The sequence below is a fragment of the Alteromonas sp. BZK5 genome (assembly GCF_014349115.1).
Taxonomy (GTDB): domain Bacteria; phylum Pseudomonadota; class Gammaproteobacteria; order Enterobacterales; family Alteromonadaceae; genus Alteromonas; species Alteromonas macleodii.
In genome coordinates, this window is the sequence record NZ_JACSOE010000061.1 from 1 (window position 1) to 23,940 (window position 23,940).

Annotated in this window: 21 protein-coding genes and 1 pseudogene; 20 read left to right on the plus strand and 2 right to left on the minus strand. The window is 46.4% G+C overall.

Annotated elements, in window-relative coordinates:
- Positions 1-184, plus strand: a pseudogene (gene tuf, locus BIZ39_RS15675) (elongation factor Tu); the annotation flags it as partial.
- 137 nt (positions 185-321) lie between these two features.
- Here tuf and BIZ39_RS15680 read toward each other — a convergent pair.
- The gene (locus tag BIZ39_RS15680) at positions 322-1,209 is read right to left on the minus strand and encodes a TraB/GumN family protein (protein ID WP_187447413.1); all 888 of its coding nucleotides are present in this window, start codon (positions 1,207-1,209) and stop codon (positions 322-324) included.
- Positions 1,210-1,614: 405 nt separating this feature from the next.
- On the opposite strand from BIZ39_RS15680, the gene BIZ39_RS15685 reads away from it, so the two are divergent.
- From BIZ39_RS15685 to BIZ39_RS15695, 3 genes are all read left to right on the plus strand, one after another.
- Positions 1,615-2,580, plus strand: coding sequence for an alpha/beta hydrolase fold domain-containing protein (locus BIZ39_RS15685; RefSeq protein WP_187447414.1), 966 nt, complete (start codon positions 1,615-1,617; stop codon positions 2,578-2,580).
- A gap of 261 nt (positions 2,581-2,841) precedes the next feature.
- The gene (locus BIZ39_RS15690) at positions 2,842-5,055 is read left to right on the plus strand and encodes a TonB-dependent receptor (RefSeq protein WP_187447415.1); all 2,214 of its coding nucleotides are present in this window, start codon (positions 2,842-2,844) and stop codon (positions 5,053-5,055) included.
- Between the two features lie 91 nt (positions 5,056-5,146).
- Complete coding sequence (locus BIZ39_RS15695) at positions 5,147-5,827, plus strand: Fe2+-dependent dioxygenase (RefSeq protein ID WP_014951030.1); 681 nt, start codon at positions 5,147-5,149, stop codon at positions 5,825-5,827.
- A 56-nt stretch (positions 5,828-5,883) separates the two neighbouring features.
- On the opposite strand, the gene BIZ39_RS15700 is transcribed toward BIZ39_RS15695, so the two are convergent.
- Positions 5,884-6,981: an alpha-hydroxy acid oxidase gene (locus BIZ39_RS15700; protein ID WP_187447416.1), complete on the minus strand. Its 1,098-nt coding sequence runs from the start codon at positions 6,979-6,981 to the stop codon at positions 5,884-5,886.
- Between the two features lie 372 nt (positions 6,982-7,353).
- Here BIZ39_RS15700 and BIZ39_RS15705 point away from each other — a divergent pair, with 372 nt between their 5' ends.
- The 16 genes from BIZ39_RS15705 to BIZ39_RS15780 all read left to right on the plus strand — a co-directional run.
- Positions 7,354-9,645, plus strand: a complete 2,292-nt coding sequence (locus tag BIZ39_RS15705; protein WP_014951028.1) for a FepA family TonB-dependent siderophore receptor — start codon at positions 7,354-7,356, stop codon at positions 9,643-9,645.
- A gap of 102 nt (positions 9,646-9,747) precedes the next feature.
- Positions 9,748-10,524, plus strand: a complete 777-nt coding sequence (locus BIZ39_RS15710; RefSeq protein WP_039234921.1) for a DUF3450 family protein — start codon at positions 9,748-9,750, stop codon at positions 10,522-10,524.
- Positions 10,521-11,897 carry a MotA/TolQ/ExbB proton channel family protein gene (locus BIZ39_RS15715; protein WP_187447417.1) on the plus strand — a complete coding sequence of 459 codons (1,377 nt, stop codon included), beginning with the start codon at positions 10,521-10,523 and terminating at the stop codon, positions 11,895-11,897. The genes BIZ39_RS15710 and BIZ39_RS15715 overlap by 4 nt, the downstream gene beginning before the upstream one ends.
- The gene (locus tag BIZ39_RS15720) at positions 11,897-12,283 is read left to right on the plus strand and encodes a MotA/TolQ/ExbB proton channel family protein (protein ID WP_187447418.1); all 387 of its coding nucleotides are present in this window, start codon (positions 11,897-11,899) and stop codon (positions 12,281-12,283) included. The genes BIZ39_RS15715 and BIZ39_RS15720 overlap by 1 nt, the downstream gene beginning before the upstream one ends.
- Positions 12,284-12,285: 2 nt before the next feature.
- Positions 12,286-12,693, plus strand: a complete 408-nt coding sequence (locus tag BIZ39_RS15725) for an ExbD/TolR family protein (protein WP_014951024.1) — start codon at positions 12,286-12,288, stop codon at positions 12,691-12,693.
- An 18-nt stretch (positions 12,694-12,711) separates the two neighbouring features.
- Positions 12,712-13,332: an energy transducer TonB gene (locus BIZ39_RS15730; protein ID WP_014977608.1), complete on the plus strand. Its 621-nt coding sequence runs from the start codon at positions 12,712-12,714 to the stop codon at positions 13,330-13,332.
- A gap of 76 nt (positions 13,333-13,408) precedes the next feature.
- Positions 13,409-14,782: a tetratricopeptide repeat protein gene (locus tag BIZ39_RS15735; protein WP_187447419.1), complete on the plus strand. Its 1,374-nt coding sequence runs from the start codon at positions 13,409-13,411 to the stop codon at positions 14,780-14,782.
- Positions 14,779-15,081, plus strand: a complete 303-nt coding sequence (locus BIZ39_RS15740; RefSeq protein WP_187447420.1) for a hypothetical protein — start codon at positions 14,779-14,781, stop codon at positions 15,079-15,081. The genes BIZ39_RS15735 and BIZ39_RS15740 overlap by 4 nt, the downstream gene beginning before the upstream one ends.
- Position 15,082: 1 nt before the next feature.
- Entirely contained in the window at positions 15,083-16,699 is a 1,617-nt protein-coding gene (locus BIZ39_RS15745; protein ID WP_262385786.1) for a PepSY-associated TM helix domain-containing protein, read from the plus strand.
- Positions 16,696-17,046 (plus strand): DUF3325 domain-containing protein, encoded by a 351-nt coding sequence (locus tag BIZ39_RS15750; RefSeq protein ID WP_039234912.1) that lies wholly within the window; start codon positions 16,696-16,698, stop codon positions 17,044-17,046. Before BIZ39_RS15745 ends, BIZ39_RS15750 begins: the two co-directional genes overlap by 4 nt.
- 144 nt (positions 17,047-17,190) lie before the next feature.
- On the plus strand, positions 17,191-17,790 hold the full coding sequence (locus BIZ39_RS15755) for a PepSY-associated TM helix domain-containing protein (protein ID WP_039227019.1): 600 nt from the start codon (positions 17,191-17,193) through the stop codon (positions 17,788-17,790).
- Positions 17,791-17,836: 46 nt separating this feature from the next.
- Complete coding sequence (locus BIZ39_RS15760) at positions 17,837-18,367, plus strand: DUF2271 domain-containing protein (protein ID WP_014977604.1); 531 nt, start codon at positions 17,837-17,839, stop codon at positions 18,365-18,367.
- A gap of 55 nt (positions 18,368-18,422) precedes the next feature.
- Positions 18,423-19,256 carry a DUF4198 domain-containing protein gene (locus BIZ39_RS15765; protein WP_061486698.1) on the plus strand — a complete coding sequence of 278 codons (834 nt, stop codon included), beginning with the start codon at positions 18,423-18,425 and terminating at the stop codon, positions 19,254-19,256.
- A gap of 112 nt (positions 19,257-19,368) precedes the next feature.
- The gene (locus tag BIZ39_RS15770; protein WP_187447421.1) at positions 19,369-20,766 is read left to right on the plus strand and encodes a flavodoxin domain-containing protein; all 1,398 of its coding nucleotides are present in this window, start codon (positions 19,369-19,371) and stop codon (positions 20,764-20,766) included.
- A gap of 370 nt (positions 20,767-21,136) precedes the next feature.
- Positions 21,137-22,831: a carbon starvation protein A gene (locus BIZ39_RS15775; RefSeq protein ID WP_187447422.1), complete on the plus strand. Its 1,695-nt coding sequence runs from the start codon at positions 21,137-21,139 to the stop codon at positions 22,829-22,831.
- A 263-nt stretch (positions 22,832-23,094) separates the two neighbouring features.
- A partial coding sequence (locus BIZ39_RS15780) for an SO_0444 family Cu/Zn efflux transporter (protein WP_187447423.1) occupies positions 23,095-23,940 on the plus strand: 846 nt, incomplete at its 3' end.

Consider the following 23,940-nt stretch of genomic DNA (forward strand, 5'->3'; position numbering starts at 1 on the left):
TACAACTGACGTAACTGGTGCTGTAGAGCTTCCAGAAGGCGTAGAAATGGTAATGCCTGGTGACAACCTTAAATTCAAAGTTGAGCTAATTGCTCCGATTGCGATGGAAGAAGGTCTTCGCTTCGCAATCCGTGAAGGTGGTCGTACAGTAGGTGCTGGTGTTGTATCTAAGATCCTAGACTAATCTAGACTTAGCAACACAAGCCAAGAAAAGCGCACTTAGGTGCGCTTTTTTTATGCCTGCGATTTCCCTCTGTAATAGGCATAAAAAAGCTAGGACTATGCCTAGCTTTGATATTTAGGTCGGTAGCAACAAGGGGGTTACATTTGCTCGACTTTGTAGCCTTTCGCTTTTAATAAGGCGATAACACTGTCATCGCCAACTAGGTGGCCAGCACCGACTAAGACAAATTCTTGGTCATCATCGCCAAACATGGCTTCGATTTGAGGTAGCCAGTTTTGGTTGCGCTTAGTAAAAACATCGTCGTACGAAGCGGGAGATTCACGTTTGAATGTGTCTACCACCAGTTCATCGATTTTCTGAGTATTCCCTTCTCTCCATGCTTTTATGGTGCTTTTAAGCATGTCTTTTAGTTCTGGTAGCGTTTCCAAAGTTTCAGAAATGAGGCGGTCTTCTTCACCGGCTCCCATATTGGCAAGCATACTGATTTGAAAATCTAACGATTCCAGATATTCACTGGCTTTTCCGTCGCGAGCAGCTAACTGCATGAAGTAGGCATCTACACCTTGTCCAGCTAACTGAGAGCGTTGTGCTTCCATAGCTACCAGCATTGATGCAACCATGCCTGGCTTAAATTGCGCTAACTGATCGGCTGTTGCGCCAAAGTTGGCTAAATATACATTGAGAGCCTGATAGGTCTCTTCTGATACATCATCTTTAAGCGACTTACCGTCTTTGTAAGCTAGCCCAGCCATCATTTTTTGCTGACCTTCAATATCCGTTGGGGCAGGCATTTTTACTTCAAAAACTAAAGTGTCACTTTTTTCATAGGTTTCAGTGAACGTAGCAGGCAATGGAAATTCAGAGATTGGCAGAATATGTATTGTACCACCTACATAAACCGCATCATCGCCTTTCGACACTTTCCAAACTGAGGTCTGGTCGTGCTCTACATTTCCTGCAAAGGCTGTTGCCGAAATAGCGAAACCTGCCGCCATTGCCCATTTACGAAGGGGTATTCTTTTCATTGTATATATCCTTATTAATTATTCTACCAAGATGTCTTAGAGTGTATTGGCTACATGCAGCTTAATTCTTCCTGTCTGCCCTCAAAACACGCTGCGCTCGACTAGTATTTCCAATCATATCAGATGCACAACCAAGTAAGGACTGATCTTCAATACAGATTTTATTACACTTTGTTGCGTCACTTTGATGTAGAACCACTATACCTGTGGTAACACGCCGCGGTCGCGAACATTTTAACTCTCGCTGAGTGAGTAATTATCTGTGCGGACTGGTATAAACTATATGTTGAAGCTTCGGGCGAGTGAATACGTTACGCTAAGCACTCCATATTCGGTGTAGGCTGGTAGGATTCATACATTCTTGGCACCAACTCGCTGTTTATTAACGTTAACACTTCAAAAATAATGTCAAAACCTAACGAACCAAAAACACAGACCGTTAGTGATGCTCTTAAGCATGCTATCGAAAAATTTCCGACGACACCTATCGCAGAGGTTAAGGCAACGGTACCTCAAGATGCTGCACGTTGGCGGGACCTCGTGCAGCAACGAAATGCGCAGCAAAAGAAAAAAATAAAGAACATGCGCAAGCAATTAGATGTCAGTGTGGAATTACTGGAAATAGCCGGCGTAACAGTTCGTAAGCTCACACCGAAAGAGGTGTCACCGCATTTTGAAAACCATGTTTATATAGACGTGCATGGGGGCGCCTATGTATTTTTTGGTGGCTTACCGAGTATTGAAGAAGGCTTATTGATTGCATCACGGTTAGGAATAACCGTATTGAGTGTAGATTACGCTATGCCGCCAAATTCCCCAGCACCTGCCGCGCTTTGTGATTTAAAAGCTGTATACCTAGCGCTTTTAGATAGCGTCGACAGTCGTCGCATACTCGTTGGAGGGACATCCGCAGGCGCCGGGCTGGTTCTAGCGCTTGTACAGTCACTGGCCGCCGAGAGTATTAGCCTTCCTTGCGCTATCTATACAGGCACACCATGGGTAGATTTAACGCAGGCAGGGGATAGTCGACAAGTTAATGAAGGTGCTGATCGTGTGCTGGTTACCTACGAAGGGCTACTACAATCTGCGGCAGCGCTTTACGCTGGAACTATCGACTTATCACACCCTAGTGTTTCGCCTATTTATGGTGACTTTACTTCGTTTCCGCCTGTTTTCATCGTGGCAGGAACACGCGATCTATTTTTAAGTGATGCAGTCCGTCTGCATAGAAAAATTCGCGATTTCAACGGTACGAGTCAACTTGAGATTGTGGAAGGGCTGTCTCATGCGGAATACCTCATTGCCCATGAAACTCCAGAGTCTTATATGACTTATGATGAACTAAGGGCATTTTTCTTACAGAATCTCTAGCTCAATTCTACAAAACCATACTGTTACAAAACACCTTTAGCCAATGAAAAAGAAAGCCATATAAGCTTGTGCTTATTCTTAATCAACCCGCGTTTTATCAGTTCTGACTGTCAGTTTAGTGTAAATTTGTAAAAGCATATGCAAATAATAATAATTTGCATTCAGTTTAATCTCTCTGTATTTTACTCGGTGCCAAAATTCAACTCGGTACATTTAGGCATTTAATCACACACTTAAAAGCACTAAAGGGACTTCTTTTTCATGAAGAAAATGAATACAAAAAAAAGCGCACTAGCGCTGACAGTCACCGCAGCAATACCATTTGGAACCGCACTCGCTCAACAAGAGAATACCGCAGTTCAAGAGTTAGAAACCACTAAGGTTCAAGCTACCGAAGAAGCGGGTTATAAAGTTGACGAAACCTCTTCAGTAAAGCTAACGCAACCCATCGCGAATACCCCTCGTTCGATCAACGTGATTTCAGAACGCCTTCTTGAAGATCAGGGGATTACCAACTTAAACGATGCGCTTCGAAACGTTGCGGGCGTATCAACGTTTGGTGGTGGTGAAGGTGGTGGCGGTGTCGTGTCTGCCAGCGACAAGGTCACCATTCGTGGTTTTGATGCACGCTCAAATATCTATGTAGACGGTATTCGCGATATAGCCGGTTACAGCCGCGATACCTTCAACTACGAAGCTGTAGAAGTTATCAAGGGCGGAAGCGGCTCGTTAGACGGCCGCTCTACCGGTGGTGGTAGCGTTAACCTGGCAACTAAACGTGCGCGACTTGAGGATTTTGGTGCAGTGTCAGGTCGCTATGACTCCTTCGAAAACGCACGTGTAACACTGGATTACAATAAGAAGCTTTCTGAGAATGTTGCCGGCCGTTTAAACCTGTTATATAGCGATGGCGGTGACTTCTTTGACAATGGCGTTGAGGAATACCAAACCACTGGTGCGGCGGGCTCATTACTTTATAAAGTGAATGAAGCAACAGACATAAACCTTGATGTATTTGTGATGGAGCAGGATAATGTTCCGGTGCTTGGTCTTCCCTTCCTAACTTCAGCGGCTGCAGAAGCTACAGGTCAGCCCGAAGGACCGATAGATTCGGGTTTATGGGACGAATATTACAGTGTGCCGGGCCGCGATTTCGAAGAAGTGTCGACACAAATGTACACCTTAGTTATCAATCACAAAGTAAACGACGTGGTAACGCTTCGTAGCCAAACCCGTTTTGGTAGCAACGAAAAAGAGTCAGTAATTGGTCGTCCGTGGTGGAATTCAGGTGAAGAAGCTAACCTATTGAATGCTGAGCGCTTGCAAGCATTGGACGAAGAGACTGATTTATTTGTATCACAACTAGACGCAATTCTTTCGCTTGAATCTGGGGCTTTGAAGCATCGAGTTGTGCTGGGTGCAGAAGTAGCAGAAGAAGAGCGTACCAGTTTTGGTGTGACAGCAAATTACACCTATGTCGATGGGCAAGGCAATGTGTTGGAAGCTCCCACCATTAACCCTTTCGACTTGCAAAACAACGTGTTTGTAACAGGTGGTACAACGCGTAGCGGCAATGACACTTCGGGTGATGCGAGCACGGTAGCCTTATATCTTCTAGATACCATCAAAGTCGGTGAGCACCTTCAAGTAGACATAAATGCGCGTTATGACGATTTTGATATCTCCGGTTCTGCGTGTGGTCGACGTAGCGGTTATTTCGATGGGCTCGACGCTCAAGACAGCTACTTTAGCTACGGTGCAGCGGTGAGCTATATGCCTACAGAGAACGGTAATATTTACCTAAGTCACAGTAATTCTAAGCAGCCGCCCGGCGTAGCGTTAGCGCTATCAACCAACGCCGCGCAAAATGCGGTAAGGCCTGAAAATGCAGTAACCACTGAACTTGGTGTGAAATGGCAGTTCTTTAACGACCAGCTACTTGTTAGCGGTGCTGTGTTTGAAACTACGAAAGACGTGGTCGATTCACAAAATATTGAAGACGGTGTCACAGTGTATTCGCTAGCGGGTGAGCAAGAGTCTAAAGGCTATGAAGTCAGCGTTACAGGTATGCTAACGGACTCACTATCAATCTCTGCGAACTATGCGAGTTTAGATACTGAAGTTACCCAGGACACGACAGCGGATTCTATCGGTAACGGTCTACAAGCGTCGCCAGATGATACGGCTAACATTTGGGTTAACTATGCTGCAATGGATAACAAACTGAATGTGGGCGGTGGTATCTATTACAACTCTGGTGAAACCTACTGGCGCAGAAATACGGCTTATTTCACGGTCGATTCTTACACTACGCTTTTCCTAATGGCATCTTATCAAGTGACAGAGGATCTAAAGCTTCAGTTAAACGTTGATAACTTAACAGATGAAGAGTACGTGGTAGATTACAGCGCTAAAGGGCACTTCCGTCCAGGGAACCCTCGAAGTGTAGCTGTCTTTGCTAACTATACTTTCTAATTGAGTATTCGTTATTATAAAACCAGCCTTAGGTAAACAGACCTCTGGCTGGTTTTTTATATTTTACTCGCTTTGCCACAATGGGAACATCATGCTGGTTAGAATTGAGAACTTCCTTACCAAACAAGAAGTCACCGATGCGGTGTCGCTTCTTGAGAAAGCCGATTGGGTTGATGGCGCTGTAACAGCGGGGCATTTAGCGTTACATGCCAAGAAAAACCTGCAGTTGCCTGAAGATTCTCCCACGGCACGCCAGCTAGGGGATTTCATTTTGAGCTTGATGGGTCAGTCGCAGCATATTCTTGCAGCAGGATTACCAAACAAAATATACCCTCCCATGTTCAACTGCTATCAGAGTGAAGGAGAGTTTGGCGATCATATCGACAATACCATTAGGCGAGTGGCAGGAACCGCTGTTAAGGTTCGTACAGATATCTCAATGACGGTTTTTCTCAGTGAGCCCGAAGAATATGAAGGGGGAGAACTCGTAATCCAAGATACCTATGGAGAACAACGTGTGAAGTTCGCTGCGGGCGATATGGTGATGTATCCCTCGACCAGCTTACATAGAGTGACGCCAGTTACAAAAGGCCGTCGGCTCGCGTCCTTTTTTTGGATGCAAAGTTTAGTAAGAAGTGCTGAACAACGCCGTATTCTGTACGACTTAGATATGAGTATTCAGGCACTTAGCGCCGAGACGCCTAATAACGCTGAAATTGTCAGGCTTTCGGGTGTGTATCACAATCTGTTAAGACAGTGGAGTGAAACCTAAGCTTAAAGACCTGCAAGTAATGCGTGTTTGCGCGGTGAAATTTTCTAAGAAATTATCTAATCTGTGGGCCATAAACAGTGCTTATTTATTTCTTCTATGGAGCCTACGCCGCAAAGCGCCATTGTCATTTCAAGCTCGTCTCTCAACAATCGAATAGTGTGAGCAACACCTAATGCCCCCGCCGTGGCTAATCCGTACATCAGAGGCCGACCAATAAGCACGGCGTTAGCACCCAGTGCCATGAGCTTTACCACATCAGCGCCTCTGCGCACACCGCTGTCGGCCAGTACCATCATTTCATCACCAACCGTTTGGCGAATAATAGGAAGCATTTCTACCGGTGAAGGCACGCTGTCCAAAGCACGGCCGCCGTGATTCGACACTACAATACCCGCTACGCCAAGTTCCGCTGCTTTTTGAGCGTCCAGTGGATTAAGAATACCTTTCAACACAATGGGCAATGACGTGTGTTGCTGGATAAAAGCAATATCGTCCCATGTAGGAGCCTGTGCCATAAGCCCTTGAAATACTAAGCTCTTGCCTTCTCCAGGGTGTACTAAGGGAGGAGGCGTATCTATATTGACCGCGCGCACATTTGGAGGGAGCGAAAATTCAGCTCTCTGCTCACGATTGCGCAAGCCATTAATGGGTGCATCGATGGTGATTACCAATGCTGAAAACTGAAAGTGCTCTGCTTTTTGTATGAGTTCTAGAGTTTGTGAACGGGTAGGTTGAACATAGAGTTGAAACCAGCGGGGGCTTTCCACCTGATTAGATATATCTTCAAAGGAGCAACTGGCTAGTGTGCTCATCACCCATAAGCCGCCTTGAGCTTGTGTTGCCATCGCCGTCGCAATCTCACCATCGGGATGCGCTAGCACTTGATAAGCAACAGGCCCTGAAATTATAGGGTGATCAAACTGCTGCCCTAACAAGGTGGTTTTAGTTCCCCCCAGTTTGACATCTTTCATAGCGCGGGGAAGTAGACACAGGTCGTCTAGTTTTTCTCGATTTCTTCGCATCGACAATTCATCTGCAGAGCCACCGGCAATATACGCCCACGATTGTGGAGTTAGTCGCTCCCGAGCCAGGTTCTCGTAATCAGACAGTGCTGCAAGGGTTTTAGGAATTGTATTTAGCGGTGTTTTAAGCATATTCGTCAGTTTTATGTAAAGAAAGTAAAAAGCCTTTCAATATTAATTAAATTGCAAATGATAATAATTGTCATTAAGATGCAGTGCGATTTGAGCACGATTAGCCACTTCTTGCAAATAAGAAGAGAAATAAAGCGATGAAAATTCCCTATGACAGACAGGGGATGCAAGTTTCTACGGATAGTCTCACTTTTGGGCATTCTTTCTTGGAATAACAATAATCACACCAATTGCCCTAACTCAAATAGTTAGTGCTTTGCTCATGTTTGGCGTTAGAGCCATTTATGAAGTTAAGCCGCGCGTAACAAGACACAACATTTTGAAATGGCGAGCCACTGGCTGGCCAACACTCAACACATTAAGGATTATCAAATGCCTGTAAATGGTAAGCGCATTATTTTGTTAGGAACCCTGTTTCCCATGTTGTCAGCGGGTGTACTGGCGCAAAGCGAAGAGATAGAAACGCTCGACACAACCGTTGTGCAATCTGCGTCTGAAGAGCTGAAGCAAGCCCAAGGCGTGTCTATCATTACGGAAGAAGATTTCAAACGTCGTCCTGTCACTAATGATATCGCTGAAATTGTAAGAACCATGCCGGGTATCAACCTTACAGGTAACTCAAGCTCAGGACAGTATGGCAACAAACGTCAAATCGACATTCGCGGAATGGGTCCAGAAAATACGCTTATTTTAATTGACGGCAAGCCAGTGTTGTCGCGTAACTCTGTAAAAATGGGCCGTTCAGGCGAGCGAAACACACAGGGCGACAGCAACTGGGTTCCAGCTGAAGCGATTGAGAGCATTGAAGTTATTCGTGGTCCAGCAGCAGCTCGCTATGGCTCTGGCGCATCAGGTGGTGTTATCAATATTATCACTAAGTCTCCTGATGAAGCTTCTACCTCTATCACCGCTCAGACCGAGCTTTCTTCAAATAAATACGAAGGCGACAACCGTCGTTTTAACCTAGTAACAAGTGCGCCTTTATCTGAGCGCTTCTCTCACCGCACTATTGTTAACTACAACGAACAGGACGCTGACGACCCGCGCGTAAATTTAGACGCAACAGACGTAACAACTGGCCGCGGCGGTACAGCAAAAGCGGTAGGTGCAGGACGTGAAGGTGTTGAAAATATCGACGTGCGTACTCTTGTTCGCTTCGACCAAGATGATATTAATCGCTGGGACTTTGAAGCAGCCTATAGCCGCCAAGGCAACCGCTATGCCGGTGACAATGCATTTCAAGGCGTAAGCTACCCCGTTGATGAAAACGGCAACGTCATCATACCTGAACCTGAAGACCTGGCAGAAACCGATCCTCAGAGCTTAATTGGTGAAGAAACACTAGTAATGCACCGTCGTACGTTCGGTGTAACACACAATGGTGAGTATGACTTCGGCGATTCATTTAGCTATATCCAATACGAAAGCACGTCTAACAGCCGTTTAGGTGAAGGCTCTGCAGGTGGTGGTGAAGGTCGCATTAATAGCCTTGAGATGACCACCATCAAATTAGAGAACATTACGGCAAAGACCGAGTGGAATGTGCCTTTAACGTTAGGCGGCTTCAATCAAACCGCAACGTTTGGTGCGGAATACCGCAAAGAGACCCTAGACGATTCAGTTAGCAATCAGCTTTCTCTGAACGTGGTTGATGACGGTACTATTCCTGGTGTAGAGACTGACCCAGAAAATCGTCCATCTGAAACCGACGCCACGCTTGTAGGTGTGTATGTTGAAGACAACATCATGCTAACGGATTCAATCACGCTTACGCCTGGACTACGTTTTGATGATCACAGCAAAGCGGGTACAAACCTTAGCCCGAGCTTGAATGCATCATGGCAGGCATCGCCTAATATTGTGGTTCAAGGTGGTATTAGCCGTGCTTTTAAAGCACCAAATCTCTATCAATTAAACCCTAACTACGTGTACTACACACGAGGTAATGGTTGCCCAGTTGACTTCTCTAACCTAGGTGGCGGGTGTCACATTCTAGGGAACCCTGACCTAGAGCACGAAACCTCAGTAAACAAAGAAATTGGTGTTAACTACACCAACGAAGAGGGTTTGAACGCGGGTATTACTTACTTCCACAACGACTATAAAGACAAAATTGGCACCGGTAATGTACCGCCAGAGTATGTGTTACCTGGCGAAGAAGGTGGCGAGGCAAACGTTCAGGTATTCCAGTGGTTTAACGTTCCTGAAGCGGTTATTTCTGGCCTTGAAGGTAACTTGTTGTTCCCTGTAACCAGCACTATTGAGTGGTCGACCAACTTTACCGTGATGCTTGAGTCAGAGGATAAATCTACTGGCCAGCCATTATCTATCGTTCCTGACTACACAGTGAACTCGCTAATAAGCTGGCAAGCCACCGATGCACTTGAGCTTGTGCTTAGCGCTCAACACTACGGTGAGACAGAAAGCCCTACGGCCAGCGTTAATTCGGGCGCCGTTATCGAAGCTGATGATCGCGAAGCCTATACCATCACCAACATTAACGCCATTTACGCGTTCGACGAAAACTTAAGCTTCAACGTGTCGGTTAAGAACTTGTTTAACGAAAGCGTTAAGCGTGAAGGTACACAAGCATCTAACGCAGGGGCGAATACTTTCAATGAACCAGAAAGAAGCTTCTTGTTGTCTGCTACTTACCAGTTCTAATACTTAGCAAGCAGTAACAAGACATTAAAAATGCCGGCCTCGATAGCGATATCGACGTGCCGGCAATCTCATTAATTCAGCCAAGAGATGTAAGGGATTTGAATGAAAGTTAAGAGAAGTGCAGCGCTTTCTTTTGTACTGGTATCACTTGCCGTGGCCTCATCAGGTATTGTGATGGCAGCAACAAAAGCCAGCGATATCGACGGGCTCACTGAAAAGTGGATTAGCATTGAGCGCCAGACGCAAAAGCTAGAAAACGAGTGGCGTGAATCAGAGCCTGCATTGCGTCAGCGTATTCAACTGCTTAAAGCTGAACGTACTCAGCTGCAGAGTATGATTGACGAAAGTAAGGCTGCAACCACCGACGTAGAAGCCCAGCGAGAAGCACTGCTTTCTGAGCAAAGCGAGCTTGAAGCACAACAGGGTGGGGTAGAGCGTGCATTGACTGGAGTAATAGGGCAAGTAGACAGCCTTTACTCGTCGCTGCCTGAAATTATTCGCCAGACGTGGGATAAAGAGCAAGCCGAATTAGCGGCTGACGCCGACACGTCAAATAAGCTTCAGGTCACCCTTGCAAAACTTTCATCCCTTGCGCAATTCAATAGCAAACTTTTGGTAAACGAAACCGTAATGCGTGCTCCCGATGACAAAGATGTATTAGTTAAGCAGTTCTTTGTTGGCAGCAGCTATGCGTGGTTTACCAACGCCGATGGTCAATATCAGGGGGCCGGTCGCGTTAAAAATGGCGAGTGGCAGTGGCAATTCAGTGACAATGTCGATAGCGAATCGGTAGCGCTTGCCGTCGCTATTTTTGAGAAAAAGCATGAACCTGACTTTGTTTCTTTACCACTTACACTGGCTAAAGGAGAAGGCGAATGAAATGCTTTTCTCACGTTCTCACAGCATTTAATCCAATGTTGAAGTCCTCTCTCATTGCAGCATGTGTTGCTTTGTGCGCTGCTGTGGTTTGTGTACCGGCAGTGGCAGCGCCTGAAGATAGCATGCTGGCCAATATTAAAGACGCGAAAGCGCGTCTGGAACGCACAGAAAGCAAAATTAGTAAAGAGCGGGTAGCGCTGGCTAATGAATTGCGTGCGCTTGAACAGCAGGTAATGAAACTGCGCAATGAAACCACGGTAGCCCGCCGTAAAATGGACGAAAGAACCCTTAGTCTTTCACAGTTAGAAAATCGCCTATCGAGCTGGAGCGAGCAACAAGAGTTCCAACAAAATTTGTTGAGCCGTTTCCTGCTTCAAACTGGTGTAGACAGTCTGTCATTAAGCGAAATGAGCTTGTCTGACAAAGTCCAGAAAGTGGGTGAAAAAGCGAAAAAGTTTGCCAATCAACAAACCCCTAATTTCAGTGCAGGAAAGGTTGTACTGGCGAATGGCGAAGTGACCCAAGCAAAAGTGCTTACTCTTGGCCCGGTGACGTGGTATCTGGCGCAAGCACAAAACGTTGCGGGTACGGCAGAGCGTAAGCAAGACCTGTTTACCTCTACGTCCACTTTTTCAGATACGGATACCGAAAGCCTTGCAAGCTTGGCAAGCAGCGGCAATGGCAGCATCAAAATTGATCCTACCCTTGGCCGCGCAGCTACACGCGAGCAAGCGTCAGAAGGGGTAATTGAACATGTTGTGAAAGGCGGAGTGTGGGTGATCCCTATCGTTTTGTTTGCCCTTCTCGCTACACTTATCGCACTGTTTAAAGTTATTCAGCTATGGCGCTTACCGAAGGTTAAGCAAGTAGCATCAGGCAAAGCTCTGGTGAACATGGTGGGCAGTTCAGGTGTGGGCTTCTTTGATGGCATGCAGCGCGAGCTGTATGACATAACTAAGCGTGCAAGCACGCCAACTGAACGCGACGACGAACTGTTTTCTGCACTCCAGCAAGACAAAATCAAGCTAGAAAAATACAACGGCACCATTGCTGTAACCGCTGCCGTTGCACCCTTGCTAGGTCTTCTAGGTACGGTAAGCGGCATGATTGAAACCTTTAGAATGATGACGGCATTTGGCTCAAGCGACCCCGAAGTTATTTCTGGCGGGATCGCTAAAGCCTTGGTTACGACAGAGTTAGGCTTAGTTGTGGCCATACCGGCATTAATTCTAAATGCCGTACTCTCTCGCAAAGCGCGACATTACTACGAAGAGCTCGAAAGTTTCGCGCTTGTACTTAGCAATGACGAGCCTGACGTTGCTGAGAAAAGCGACCAAAAGAGTGATGGTCAAAAGCAAGCGAGCGCAAGCTAATGATTGAACAGCTAGCGGGAAATGCATTGTGTTGGTTAATGCTGCTGGTGGCATGGTTTGCTTACCAGCAAATCTTTGTGTTGTTTACTACACGCAAAGAGATAGCCCAAGTGCGTGATGGAGAGAAAGAGCTAACAAAGCGAGAAATGGTACCTGCCGTGCTGGTTAGTGCTCTTCCCTTGATGGGCCTGCTAGGAACAATTGCAGGCCTACAAGTGAGTTTCACCGGAATGATGTCGTTAGGTGTCGATAGTCAAGTCGTCACTGGTGGCATTGCCGATGCACTTTTTACCACTCAGCTTGGCTTAACCTTGGCTATTCCTGGCTGGCTTTTGTTGATGTTTGTTAATGGTGCGGTAAAGCGCGCCGAAGCAAGGGAGGCGTAAACATGGCAAGTCGATTACAGCGACGCCTTGAAAACCAGCAAGCGCAAGGCATTGATATGTCTCCGCTACTAGACGTGGTTTTTATACTTTTAATTTTCTTTATCGTTTCAACAGTGTTTGTAAAAGAGACTGGGGTAGAGGTAGATAAACCACAGGCAATATCAGCACAAAAGCTCGATCAAATGGCCATTATGCTGGCAATTACCCGAACCGGTGAAGTGGTGTATGACAGTGCCAATATCGGTGTGAGCGGTGTGCGCTCTACCGTTGAGCAATTGTTGATGAAAGAACAACGCCCAGTAGTCATTCAGGTAGATAAAGCCGTTCGCTCTGAATTACTGGTAGAAGTCATAGATGAAGCCAAACTGGCGGGTGCCGACACGGTAAACATCGCCACTTTGAAGCCATAGCGAACGAGGCAAAATTCAATGAAATACAATCTTCAACCTTCTCTACTTAGCGGTGCGGTGCTCGTTAGTGCGCTTGGCGTTATGTGGCTAGGGCACTTTTTGTCTAATCTGCAGCCCGACACTATGGTTGTGCGCAAGTTAGACATTGCGGTAACACCTCCACCGCCGCCGCCCCCTAAAACGCAAAATGTAGTGGAAGAGACTGAACTTGTTATGCAGGTAGAGGGCAGTGGCGCAGCCATGACCATGGCGGATTTAAGTGTTGAGCCAGATATTCAAGTGCCAAAGCCCGACATGCCAAATGTCAAAGTGACCCAAACCCAATGGGATATGCCTGATATTGAATTGGACGCCTTTGGGCTAAGCGAACTGGATTCAAAGCCTACCTTGCTGACTCCGGTCAAAATACGTTTCCCCAAGCGACTTAAAAAGCAAGGTATCAAGCGGGTGATTGTAAAGCTCGACGTCATTATTGACGAACACGGCAACGTAAAGCTGATGGATATTGTCGAGAACCCGCATCACGAGCTCAATAAAGAAATAATGCGTTTTGTTAAAGCCAGCAAATTTACATCGCCCTACAAAGAGGATGAAGCGGTGAAGGCGCGTTTTATTTGGCCCGTAGTTATAGAGGCCTAATAGAAGCCTATTAAAGGCCTGGTTTAGCGCAATAAAGCGAAATAGAAGCTAAAGAATTTAGAGGTTGATTGAGACAATGTTAAACAAGATTACAGCCGTAACTGTCCTCAGCTGTGTAGTGAGCGCGCTGGCTTTTGTTAAGCCAGTAAGTGCGAAAATAACGGTGGAATTGGAAGAGCCCGATTGGCAGTTTGTCATGCGTCAGCATCATAGAGATGATCATCGTGAACGTATATCCCGTGAAGAAGGTGAGTTTATCGGGCGCATTCAGGCCGACTTGCAAGCAGGCAATTATTCAAACGTTGCCAGCGCATTTGCAACCCAGGATATTTCTCAATTTAGTCCACGCTTGCGCGAGCTTTACGGACAAGTGCTATTGAATGAGAAAAACTACTCACTTGCCGAAAAAGTGCTGTTAGACGTTATCGATGCTATGCCAAACCTTCCATCGGCGCACAGAAGTTTGAGCATGGCGTATTTAATGACAGATAAATTGGCCAAAGCACGCACTCATTTAACTAAAAGCGTAGAGCTAGGTATTCAAGATGCCCAACTTTTCGGGCAGCTAGCCTATACCAATGTTCAGCTTGGCAAACCTGTCACCGCTATTGGTGCTTATCAAAATGCGTTGATGCTCGAACCTGAAAACAAGCAATGGTATCAAGGTTTATTGTTCGCGCTTATTGAAAGTAATGCACTTGCACAGGCGGAAAGCTTGCTAAGCGAAATGTTGGTAGATGATGAAAGTAATCAGCAGCTTTGGCTCCAACGGGGACAAATAGCGTTAAAGCAGGGTGACATGGTAAAGGCGCTGAGCAGCTTAGAGACTGCCCTTTCTTTGGGTGACAGCTCGCTGTCGAACTTGATTTCAGTGGCCAAATTGCACGTTTCTGACGGCAGTCCGCGGCGCGCAGCAGACATACTGGCTACCCATGCGAAGACTTTCATTACCGACAAAGATGGGGAAGGCTTCGACGCTTACTCCAAAATAGCGGCTTACTTAGCGGCTAATGAGCAGTGGTCTGATTTAGGTAAATTAACGCAAGCTGCCGACAACAATGTGAAAAAGCTCACGACCACTCAAGCAGCTACGCTTAATGTACTTAAAGCTCAGTTGGCTATGGGCAAAGGGCAAAGCAAAACGGCAATTTCCCTTTTAACCAAAGCTATTGCTGACGCCCCTGACAATGGAGAGGCGCTGTTGTCTCTTGCTTCACTTTATCGTCAACAGAACAACGTCGAACGTGCCAAAATGACCTATCTGCGAGCTGAGTCACTCGCCGACGTTAAACAGCGCGCCATGCTCGGGCGTGCGCAAATTGCCATAGATCAGCGTCAGTACCAAGATGCACTTACGCTTTTACGACAAGTCTATAAATCGTACCCATCCCGTTCTGATTTACTTGGCAACATCCAGTCACTAGAAAACCTAGTGAAGAACACAATATGAAAAGCCAAACGGTAAACCGCGTCGCCATAAATCGTGGACGATTGGATGTCGCACTTAGAACGCTGATTGCTGTGGCACTGGGCTACGCTTTTTCAGCGTGGCTAAGCAGTGCTATCGCCAATTTTATAGGGGCTGACGGACGAGAGCACGAAGTGCTGGTAAGAATGCTGTTCTTTTGTGTTTACTGCACCTTCATCCTTTTTACGTTCATCTTTGATACGACGAAAAAGGCGTCCATCATAATGACAGCGCTCTGTGCGTTAGCCTTATGTCTTTATTCAATCAGTACAGGGCTTTAACATGAAAGGGAATGTCAGAAAGTCTATGACGTGGCTTCATACTTGGAGCTCGGTACTTGTTGGTTGGTTACTCTTTGCTATTTTTTTCACCGGTACGCTGTCGTTTTTTAGAACCGAAATAACCTATTGGATGCAGCCAGAACAACACGCCGCAGTACCCAGCGAAAAGGCGCTAGAGCACGGTTTACGCTATCTTGCGATCAATGCGCCCAATACAAGTGAATGGCAACTCTCACTACCAGATGCGCGCTCGAATACACTCGACTTGTCGTGGCGCGACGCTAATGCAGGTAACGAGCGTCGTCGAGGTCCACGGGTCATGTTGAACCCGTCCACGGGTGAAGAGATAAAAGTAAGGGAAACGGCCGGTGGCAACTTCCTTTATCGTTTTCATTTCGAGTTATACGGTATCGACAGAACCATTGGACGCTGGATAGTAGGCGTAGTCAGTATGATGATGTTTGTTGCTATTATCAGCGGCGTCATCATGCACAGAAAAATCTTTGCCGATTTCTTTATGTTCAGGCCAAAGAAGAAGCTGCTGAGCTGGATAGATGGGCACGCCATAAGTGCGGTATTAGCACTACCATTTCATATCATGATCACCTTTTCTGGTTTGATTCTATTAGGCGCCACGCTATTGCCTTTTAACAGCGAGGAGCGCGTGCGGCACCGTCCTCAAGGTACAGAAGTACGCCAGAATGCGCAGCAGCAAAATCTAGCTTCACCAGACATTAATGCCTTATTGGCCTTACCCATCTCTTCGATGATTGCTCACGCTGAGCGCACATGGCAGGTGCCGGTTGAAAGCCTATCTATTACTCACCCGGGTAAAGCTAACGCTCAGTTTACGCTAAGTGGGAACAACAGAACGCAGTTAAGTGCGGGGCGTGGAGGAAGTAGTGCGCTGGTATTTAACGCACAAGGCGAAGTCATTAACGAGCGCCCAGCCTCAGTAGCCGCTAACGCCAGCCAGGCGACGTATAACTATTTGGATATGCTACATCAAGCGCGCTTCGCCGATACCCTTACTCGCTGGTTACTATTTTTTGCCGGTATTCTGGGTACCATTATGGTGGGAACGGGCTCTGTTTTGTGGGTAGTGAAACGGGCAAAGCAGCAGCTTGGAGAGTTTGGTTTTGAATTGGTCAGAGGCAGTAATATAGGCAGCATTGCAGGATTAATGTGTGCGACCGGTGGCTACTTTTGGGTAAATAGACTACTTCCTGCTGATCTAACGTCTCGAAGCTTATGGGAAATTAAGGTGTTTTTCGCAATATGGTTGGTGTGTGTGGTTGCAGGGTTTATTTGGCGAGACAAAAAAGGGTGGGTAATTCAACTTGGCTTTGCAGCAGTGTTGTTTGCGCTTGTGCCTTTGCTTGACCACCTCACCTCAGCAACAGGCTTAGATTTCGCGGTTGCAAATGGTGATAGCCTGAGAGTGGGTTTTGACCTTATGTGCATAACACTTGCGGCAGTACTCGGCTATGCTGCTTACCACGTCAAAAAAGCCAAAGCCGTGAAAGCAAAACGGGTGAAAAGCACACCGTCACCTAAGCGAAAAGACACAGCTCGCCAAGATAAGCCGCAAGGTGACAACAGCGAGGCATTAATATGAGTGTCATTCTGGATGTGGTGTTCGCATTTGTGCTTACTTATTTGAGTTTCTTACTACTCTCGCTTGGCAACAAGAAGCATGCCGGTATCACTCGACTAACCAGTACACCTTCACCACTACTTTTAATTGTGCTTCATAGTTTGGCGTATTTGCTTATGGCAATAAGCCTCATGAACTGCATAGACGTGTGGAAGACCGAAATTGGTGTGGTGGTATGGATAGGGCTTTTACAGCTTGCAAGCGTGATGGTTTCAGCAACGTTTACCTATTTACCTACCCTTTACACCGTGGTGTGTAATTACCTATTGCTTGTCGCTTTTTGGGGGCCTCGTTTACGCGAAAAGTGAAGCAATACTTAAAGGTTGTTGAGCAAAAAATACAATAATGAGAATAAATCTCATTTACATTGAAAAGGGTGGAAATATCTGTATTATCTAGTCCGTTGAATTAATCAATATCACCGAGTAGTACAGAGAGTTAGCAACGAAATTATGAGTTTTTCTTTAGGCGGCATCCGCCAATGGCACTGGATTAGTGGCGCAGTCTGTCTGGTCGGGATGATGTTATTTGCCCTAACGGGGATTACGCTAAATCACGCTGCAGACATTCCAGCGAACAGAACTGTAACGTCAGCTGAATCAAGCCTACCACCGTTGGTTGTCGAACAATTGGTTTCTCTGGACACCGGTGACATAGCCATTCCAAGCGAACTCGTCGCGTTTATGCAGTCGCAAGAGGGTATTTCACTACCTTCATCGGTGACGGGAGAGTGGGATGGTATTGAATTTTATGCCGCTTGGCCTGGACCCGGTGCTGACAGTTGGATAGCAGTAGATGCTGAACTTGGCACAGTAACTTATGAAAACGTTGATAGAGGATGGATATCTTATTTCAATGACCTGCATAAAGGGCGGAACACGGGAAATGCCTGGCGCTGGTTTATCGATATCTTCGCTGTTGCCTGCATTATTTTTAGCGTAACTGGGCTGCAACTATTAATGCGTCACTCGAAAACACGCGCGTCTACTTGGCCCATTACTACGCTCGGTGTGCTCATCCCGTTTGTCATTATTTTACTGTTTGTGCACTAGCGCGACGCTAGTGGCACTTACCTACACAATTTTAAGGAGTGTTTACATGAAAATGCGAAAAGGCGCAGTTATCGCATCGACTTTATTAAGTATGACATTTGCCTCTGGCGCTATTCACGCTGCAAGCCAAGCCAAACTTGACGTGGCCTTACCGCAACTTGATGTGGCTGAATATCACAAACCTTATCTTGCCGTGTGGATTGAAGACAGTAAACGCAAGGCTACTCAAGTCGCCGTATGGTACGACGTTGAAATGCGTGAAGACAAAGGGAAAGAGTGGCTTAAAGACTTGCGCCAATGGTGGCGTCGTGGTGGGCGAAGCCTTGATTTGCCTTATGACGGACTTACCAGTGCAACAAAAGGCCCAGGCGATTACAGTCTTGATTCGCAGCTAAATAAAGCGTTAGCAGAACTGCCAGAGGGCGATTACACGCTTCGCGTTGAGGCATCACGAGAAGTAGGCGGAAGAGAAGTACTGTCTCTGCCATTTTCATTACCGCTATCTGCTGCGTCACTACCGGTAGAGGTGAAAGGAAATTCAGAACTTGGGCGTGTAGTACTGCGTCTGGAAGACTAATCTGCTGAGGCGCTAATTCAACGCTCACTCAGTAGAGATCCAATAAGAGGACATTATGAAAAAACTATCAGTAAAAGCTTCAGCCATTGCGCTAGCAGCAACACTTGCCGTGTCATTTTCAGCCAGTGCGCATCGCGCGTGGTTACTTCCTAGCTCTACCGTACTATCAGGTGAAGAAGCTTACGTGACGTTTGATGCTGCTATTTCAAATACTATTTTTCACCCTGACCACTTCGCAATGAACGCCAGTAACTTAGTGGTTCAATCGCCAGAAGGTGAAGCCGTAGACGTAGAAAATATGGCACGCGGTAAGTACCGAACCACCTTTGATTTGAAATTAAACAAAGAAGGTACATACAAACTGACGTCTGCCAGCAATGGTATTCGCGCATTTTGGCGAGATGAAGAAGGCAAGCGCAAGATGTGGCCGGGCCGTGGTGAAGAATATAAGCCGGAAGAGTTCGCAACAGCCGTGCCTAAGAAAGCAAAAGATCTTCGCGTAATGCAAAGCTCTCGCCGCGTAGAAACGTTTGTTACTCTTGGTGCGCCATCGGATAAGGTGTTCACGCCTGATAACGTGGGTTTGGAGCTAGTGCCAGTGACTCACCCTAATGATTTATTTGCCACCGAAACGGCAACGTTCAAGTTACTTATTGACGGTGAGCCTGCGGTTGGCGCCGAGGTGGAAGTTGTGCGCGGTGGTATGCGCTACAGAAATGATCAGGAAACGATTAAAGTCACGTCTGACAAAAATGGTCAGATTGAAATTACATGGCCGCAAGCCGGTATGTACTTTGTAGAAATTGGCTATGAAGACGATAAAGCGCAAAAGCCTGCAACGTCTCGTAACGGTAGCTACTCAGGCACATTTGAAGTACTTCCGCTGTAATAACCGCACGTTATTGCGCAGCTAGGGGCTGTAAACGTTCTTTAAATACTCACAGAGCAACAGCCTCTTAAGTTTCTAGCTATTTCAATACAACGGCATAAAAGTTAAGCACATGACAGAAACACACCGTCTACTCATAGCAATAGTAAGCATTGGCATGTATATGCTGTGGGTAGCGGTGTTATTTTTTAAACATCGAAAGCAATACAACTATGCAGTATCAGGCGAGGAGACCCTTGTCGTATACGCAAGCCAAACCGGTACGGCCGAAAAAATTGCACGCGCAAAGGCCGCGGCGCTATCACAGCAAGAGCAAACGTCGGTAGTGTCCATGGCATCTTTGAAACTCAACACGTTAAGTAGTGTGTCGAAAGTCATTTTTGTTGTCAGTACCTACGGTGAAGGCGAGCCCCCTGATGCGGGTAGAACCTTTAGTAAAGCGCTAAAAAAAGCGTCGTCGAATCAATCTGATTACCTTTCCCATCTGTCTTTTGAAGTGGTGGGATTAGGCGATAAGCAGTACGCCGCGTTTTGCCAATTCGCAGTCACGTTGTTTGATAATATCAGTGCACTAGGCGCACGTGCACTTTCTCCGCTAACGACATTAGATTCAGGGAAAGGTGAGCATTTGTCTTTGCTTGGTTCGTTGCCACAGGATGAACTGCACCCCACCCATGCTTTCACACTGAAAAACCGGGTTCAATTAAATGAAATAAGTCTAGCTTCTGGCGAGACTTCAAACGAACCCTCTGACCAGTCTGAGAGCAAACCTTCGAACTCAGCGTCGCCAGGCCTGTTCGGCTTGTCCTTGAACGTTGACCATTCTAATCATACACAAAAATTACATGAACAATGGGAAGCGGGAGACGTGTTGGAAGTCCTTATTCCTCAGCAAGGGCAGTCACCGATTGTAAGCCGAAGCTACACCATTGCGTCGGTACCACAAGAACACGACGTAAAGCTTGTAGTTCGACAGCTGGTTAAAGACAACGGCCAACTTGGGCTAGGTTCTGGATTACTTACCCGTTCTTTACCTGTATCTCAGCCAGTACAGGCCTACATTCGAAAAAATACCAGCGCAATTATTACTAATACTCAGTGCCCATTGTTATTAATTGCTGCGGGTAGCGGCATTGCGGGGGTACGAGCTCAGCTTGCAAAACGCGCATTGCTTGAGAACGCTGGGCCAGTTTGGATATTTTTTGGCGAACGTCATCCCATGCAAGATGATGTGCTTGATAAAACGCTATCGCCTTTCCAGAATAGTGACTGTATTTTTAAAAAGTCAGTTATTTTCTCCCGACAGAAAGGTGGTGGTTATGTTCAACAGCGTCTTGTTGAGCAGCGAGATGAGGTTAAATCCTTCTTAGGCGATACCGGACAAGTATACGTATGTGGGCATTTTGAGGGAATGGGCCAAGGCGTTGACATGGCTTTGCAGTCCATACTTGAAGCGCAAGCCTACAATGCGTTAGCTGACGAAGGACGTTATCACCGCGACCTTTACTAATGTGGAGAACAGCAGGCAAATAATGTCTGTTTTACGCTTTCCTGTTTCACCGCTTAATCATCGCTAATAAACCTCAAAAGCCTTACAGCTAAATCCCAAACTTTGAGTTAGACTTTAGTCTAATGTGTCAGGCCCTTGCCTTGTCGCATGTTTAAATATGCGCAACAGTACGTTGGGCATACCTTAAATAGGTGTTTTCTTATTCAGGTATGACCTTTCGCCACCGATAATTGGTGTAATGTTTGAACTGAAAATAAGAAAATCAACAGGCTAGGGGCTGCTGACCTTTGTTGTACGTTTAAACCAAAATTCGTACACCAAAGAACAATAGGCCCTAGGGCCTGTCGATAAAACAAATTAGGACGACAGTATGCAGTCTATTGCCATTGTTATACTGGGCATCATCGGAATGTTGCTCGGTTGGTTCGTATATTCGAAGTTTATTGCGAGCCGTATATTTAAGTTGGATGATAGTTTTGTAACACCAGCCCATACAATGAAAGATGGGGTGGACTATGTTCCCACCAATAAAGTTGTATTGTGGGGGCACCATTTCACCTCCGTGGCGGGGGCAGCACCCATCGTAGGTCCAGCTATTGCTGTCTACTGGGGATGGGTTCCTGCGGTACTTTGGGTTGTGTTCGGTACGATATTGTTTGCCGGTGTGCACGATATGGGCGCTCTATGGGCTAGCGCACGCCACAAAGGCAAATCAATGGGCGCGCTGTCTGAAACCGTCATCGGAAAACGCTCTCGTTCACTATTTATGATAGTGATCTTCCTAGTACTCTTAATGGTTAATGCGGTATTTGGCGTGGTTATCGCGAACTCTTTTGTCTCCCAACCCAATGCGGTATTCCCAGCTTGGATGGCAATCGCAGTTGCATTAGTCATAGGTCAATTGCTTAAACGTAATTTCAGCCTCATACCCTTGTGTATTGTGGGGATTATTGTGCTTTACGCATCGGTGTATGCGGGCAGTTATATCCCACTAAGTCTACCGGAAACCATGTTTGGTTTAGCAGATAAAGCAAACTGGATCATTATCTTATTTATTTACGCCGCTATTGCATCGCTGTTACCAGTGTGGATGCTGTTACAGCCTCGTGATTTCATTAACGGTATGCAGTTACTTGTTGGCTTGTTCCTGCTTTATGGTGCTGTGTTCTTTGCTATGCCGGATATCACGGCGCCAGCTTTTAACGCTCAAACCGCTGTCGATTCTCCAAGTCTTATCCCGCTGTTGTTCGTTACTATTGCGTGTGGCGCTGTTTCTGGTTTCCACGGTATTGTGTCTTCAGGTACCAGCTCTAAGCAGCTAGACAAAGAGACCGATGCACGCTTTGTTGGTTACCTAGGCGCGGTCGGTGAAGGTTCACTGGCACTTATTACCATTGTCGCTGTGAGCGGCGTTGCGTTTGCAGCTTCTCCAGAAGAATGGCACGAAGTATACAGCCATTTGGGTGCGGGTAGCGTGGGTGCATTTATCACTGGTGGTGCAAACCTAATTCAGCAGGGTTGGGGGTTGCCGGTAGATTTCTCGTCAACGATCCTTGCGGTAATGGTTGTTCTATTTGCTGGCACCACCATGGATTCGGGTGTGCGTCTGCAGCGCTACATAATCCAAGAATGGGGCGATATCTATTCAATTGGTGCACTTAAGAACGGCGTGGTTGCAACGCTCGTAGCTGTTGGATGTTGTTTATTGCTGGCCTTCGGTGCAGGTGGCGCGTCAGGCAGTGGCGGTATGATTATTTGGCCGTTATTCGGTTCTACTAACCAGATACTAGCCAGTTTAACCCTGTTAGTAATCTCGGTTATGCTGATTAAATTAGGTCGACCAGCGAAATATACGCTGATTCCAATGGTGTTTGTACTGATTATGGCCTTCTTTGCTGGGCTTATTAAACTTAAAGAATACTACGTTGAAGGTAACTATCTATTGGTATTCTTAGACGCAGTAGTACTTATTGTGTCTGTGCTTGTTATGCTTGAAGCTTTTTCTGTGGTGTCAAAACTCAAAAAGGAATCGAAGCTTAAAAAAGAGCAAGCCAACAGACCCTAGCGACAAAAACTTTCATGGTTGACCTCGTGGTTTAAAATCACACTTTCGAGACAGTCAACATTCGGCCAGTGCATTTGTGCTGGCCATTTTTCTTTCCTTTAAAAGCAAAACGCACTCGCATAAATCAGGTTAATCAGTTTTGCTGATTTTCTGTCATACAGCATATCTGTTATTATACTTACCGTTCTAAAACACCGTTATTTTTGTTGTTAAAAGCCGCGTTCTTCAACGTGACCTTTCAACAAAATAACCTGTGAGGCTTTGTGTCAGATATCATTTTACTTGGACAAAATTTCCTAGCACTTTTCGTTGAATCCGCGCCTTGGTTACTTCTCGGTTTGCTGGTGGCGGGTATCATGCACGAATTGGTACCCGTTTCGTTTTTGGAAAAGCACATGGGCAGCTCATCGTTTGGCTCAATTACAAAGGCCGCGGTTATTGGTGCGCCTTTACCTCTGTGCTCTTGTGGCGTTATCCCAGCGGCACTTGGGCTTAGGCGTAGCGGTGCATCTAAATCTTCCACTATCTCGTTTTTAGTGTCTACGCCCGAGACTGGCGTAGACAGTGTTTCTGTGTCCTACGCATTGCTTGGACCGTTGTATGCCATTGTTAGACCCATCGCGGCCATTACAAGCGCTATTTATGCTGGATTGATGGTGCGTTTTTTCGCAGAAGCAGAAGAGGCTCAACAACGACAATCTGACGTGACGCAGTCATCGTGCTGTGGTTCAAAGCAAGCACCTAAATCAGAGCCGCAAATACAGGCCAGCACGTCCTGTTGTGCAAGCGAAAAAACACATGCTCATAACCACGAAAGCACAGACAAGCCCAAACACGAGTCTTCGCCTTCGAAAATCACAAGCGTGCTTTCATATGCCAGTGGCAAGTTACTTGAAGACATTGTGATATGGTTATTAATTGGATTAGCACTTGCCGCGGCAATTAAAACGTGGGTACCCACCGACTTTTTAACGCAATGGGGTGATGGCGTGGTCGCCATGCTAGTGATGGCGCTAATCGGCATTCCTATGTACATATGTGCTACAGCATCAACGCCAATCGCGGTTGGGTTTCTTGCGGCGGGGCTATCGCCCGGTGCTGTTTTAGTG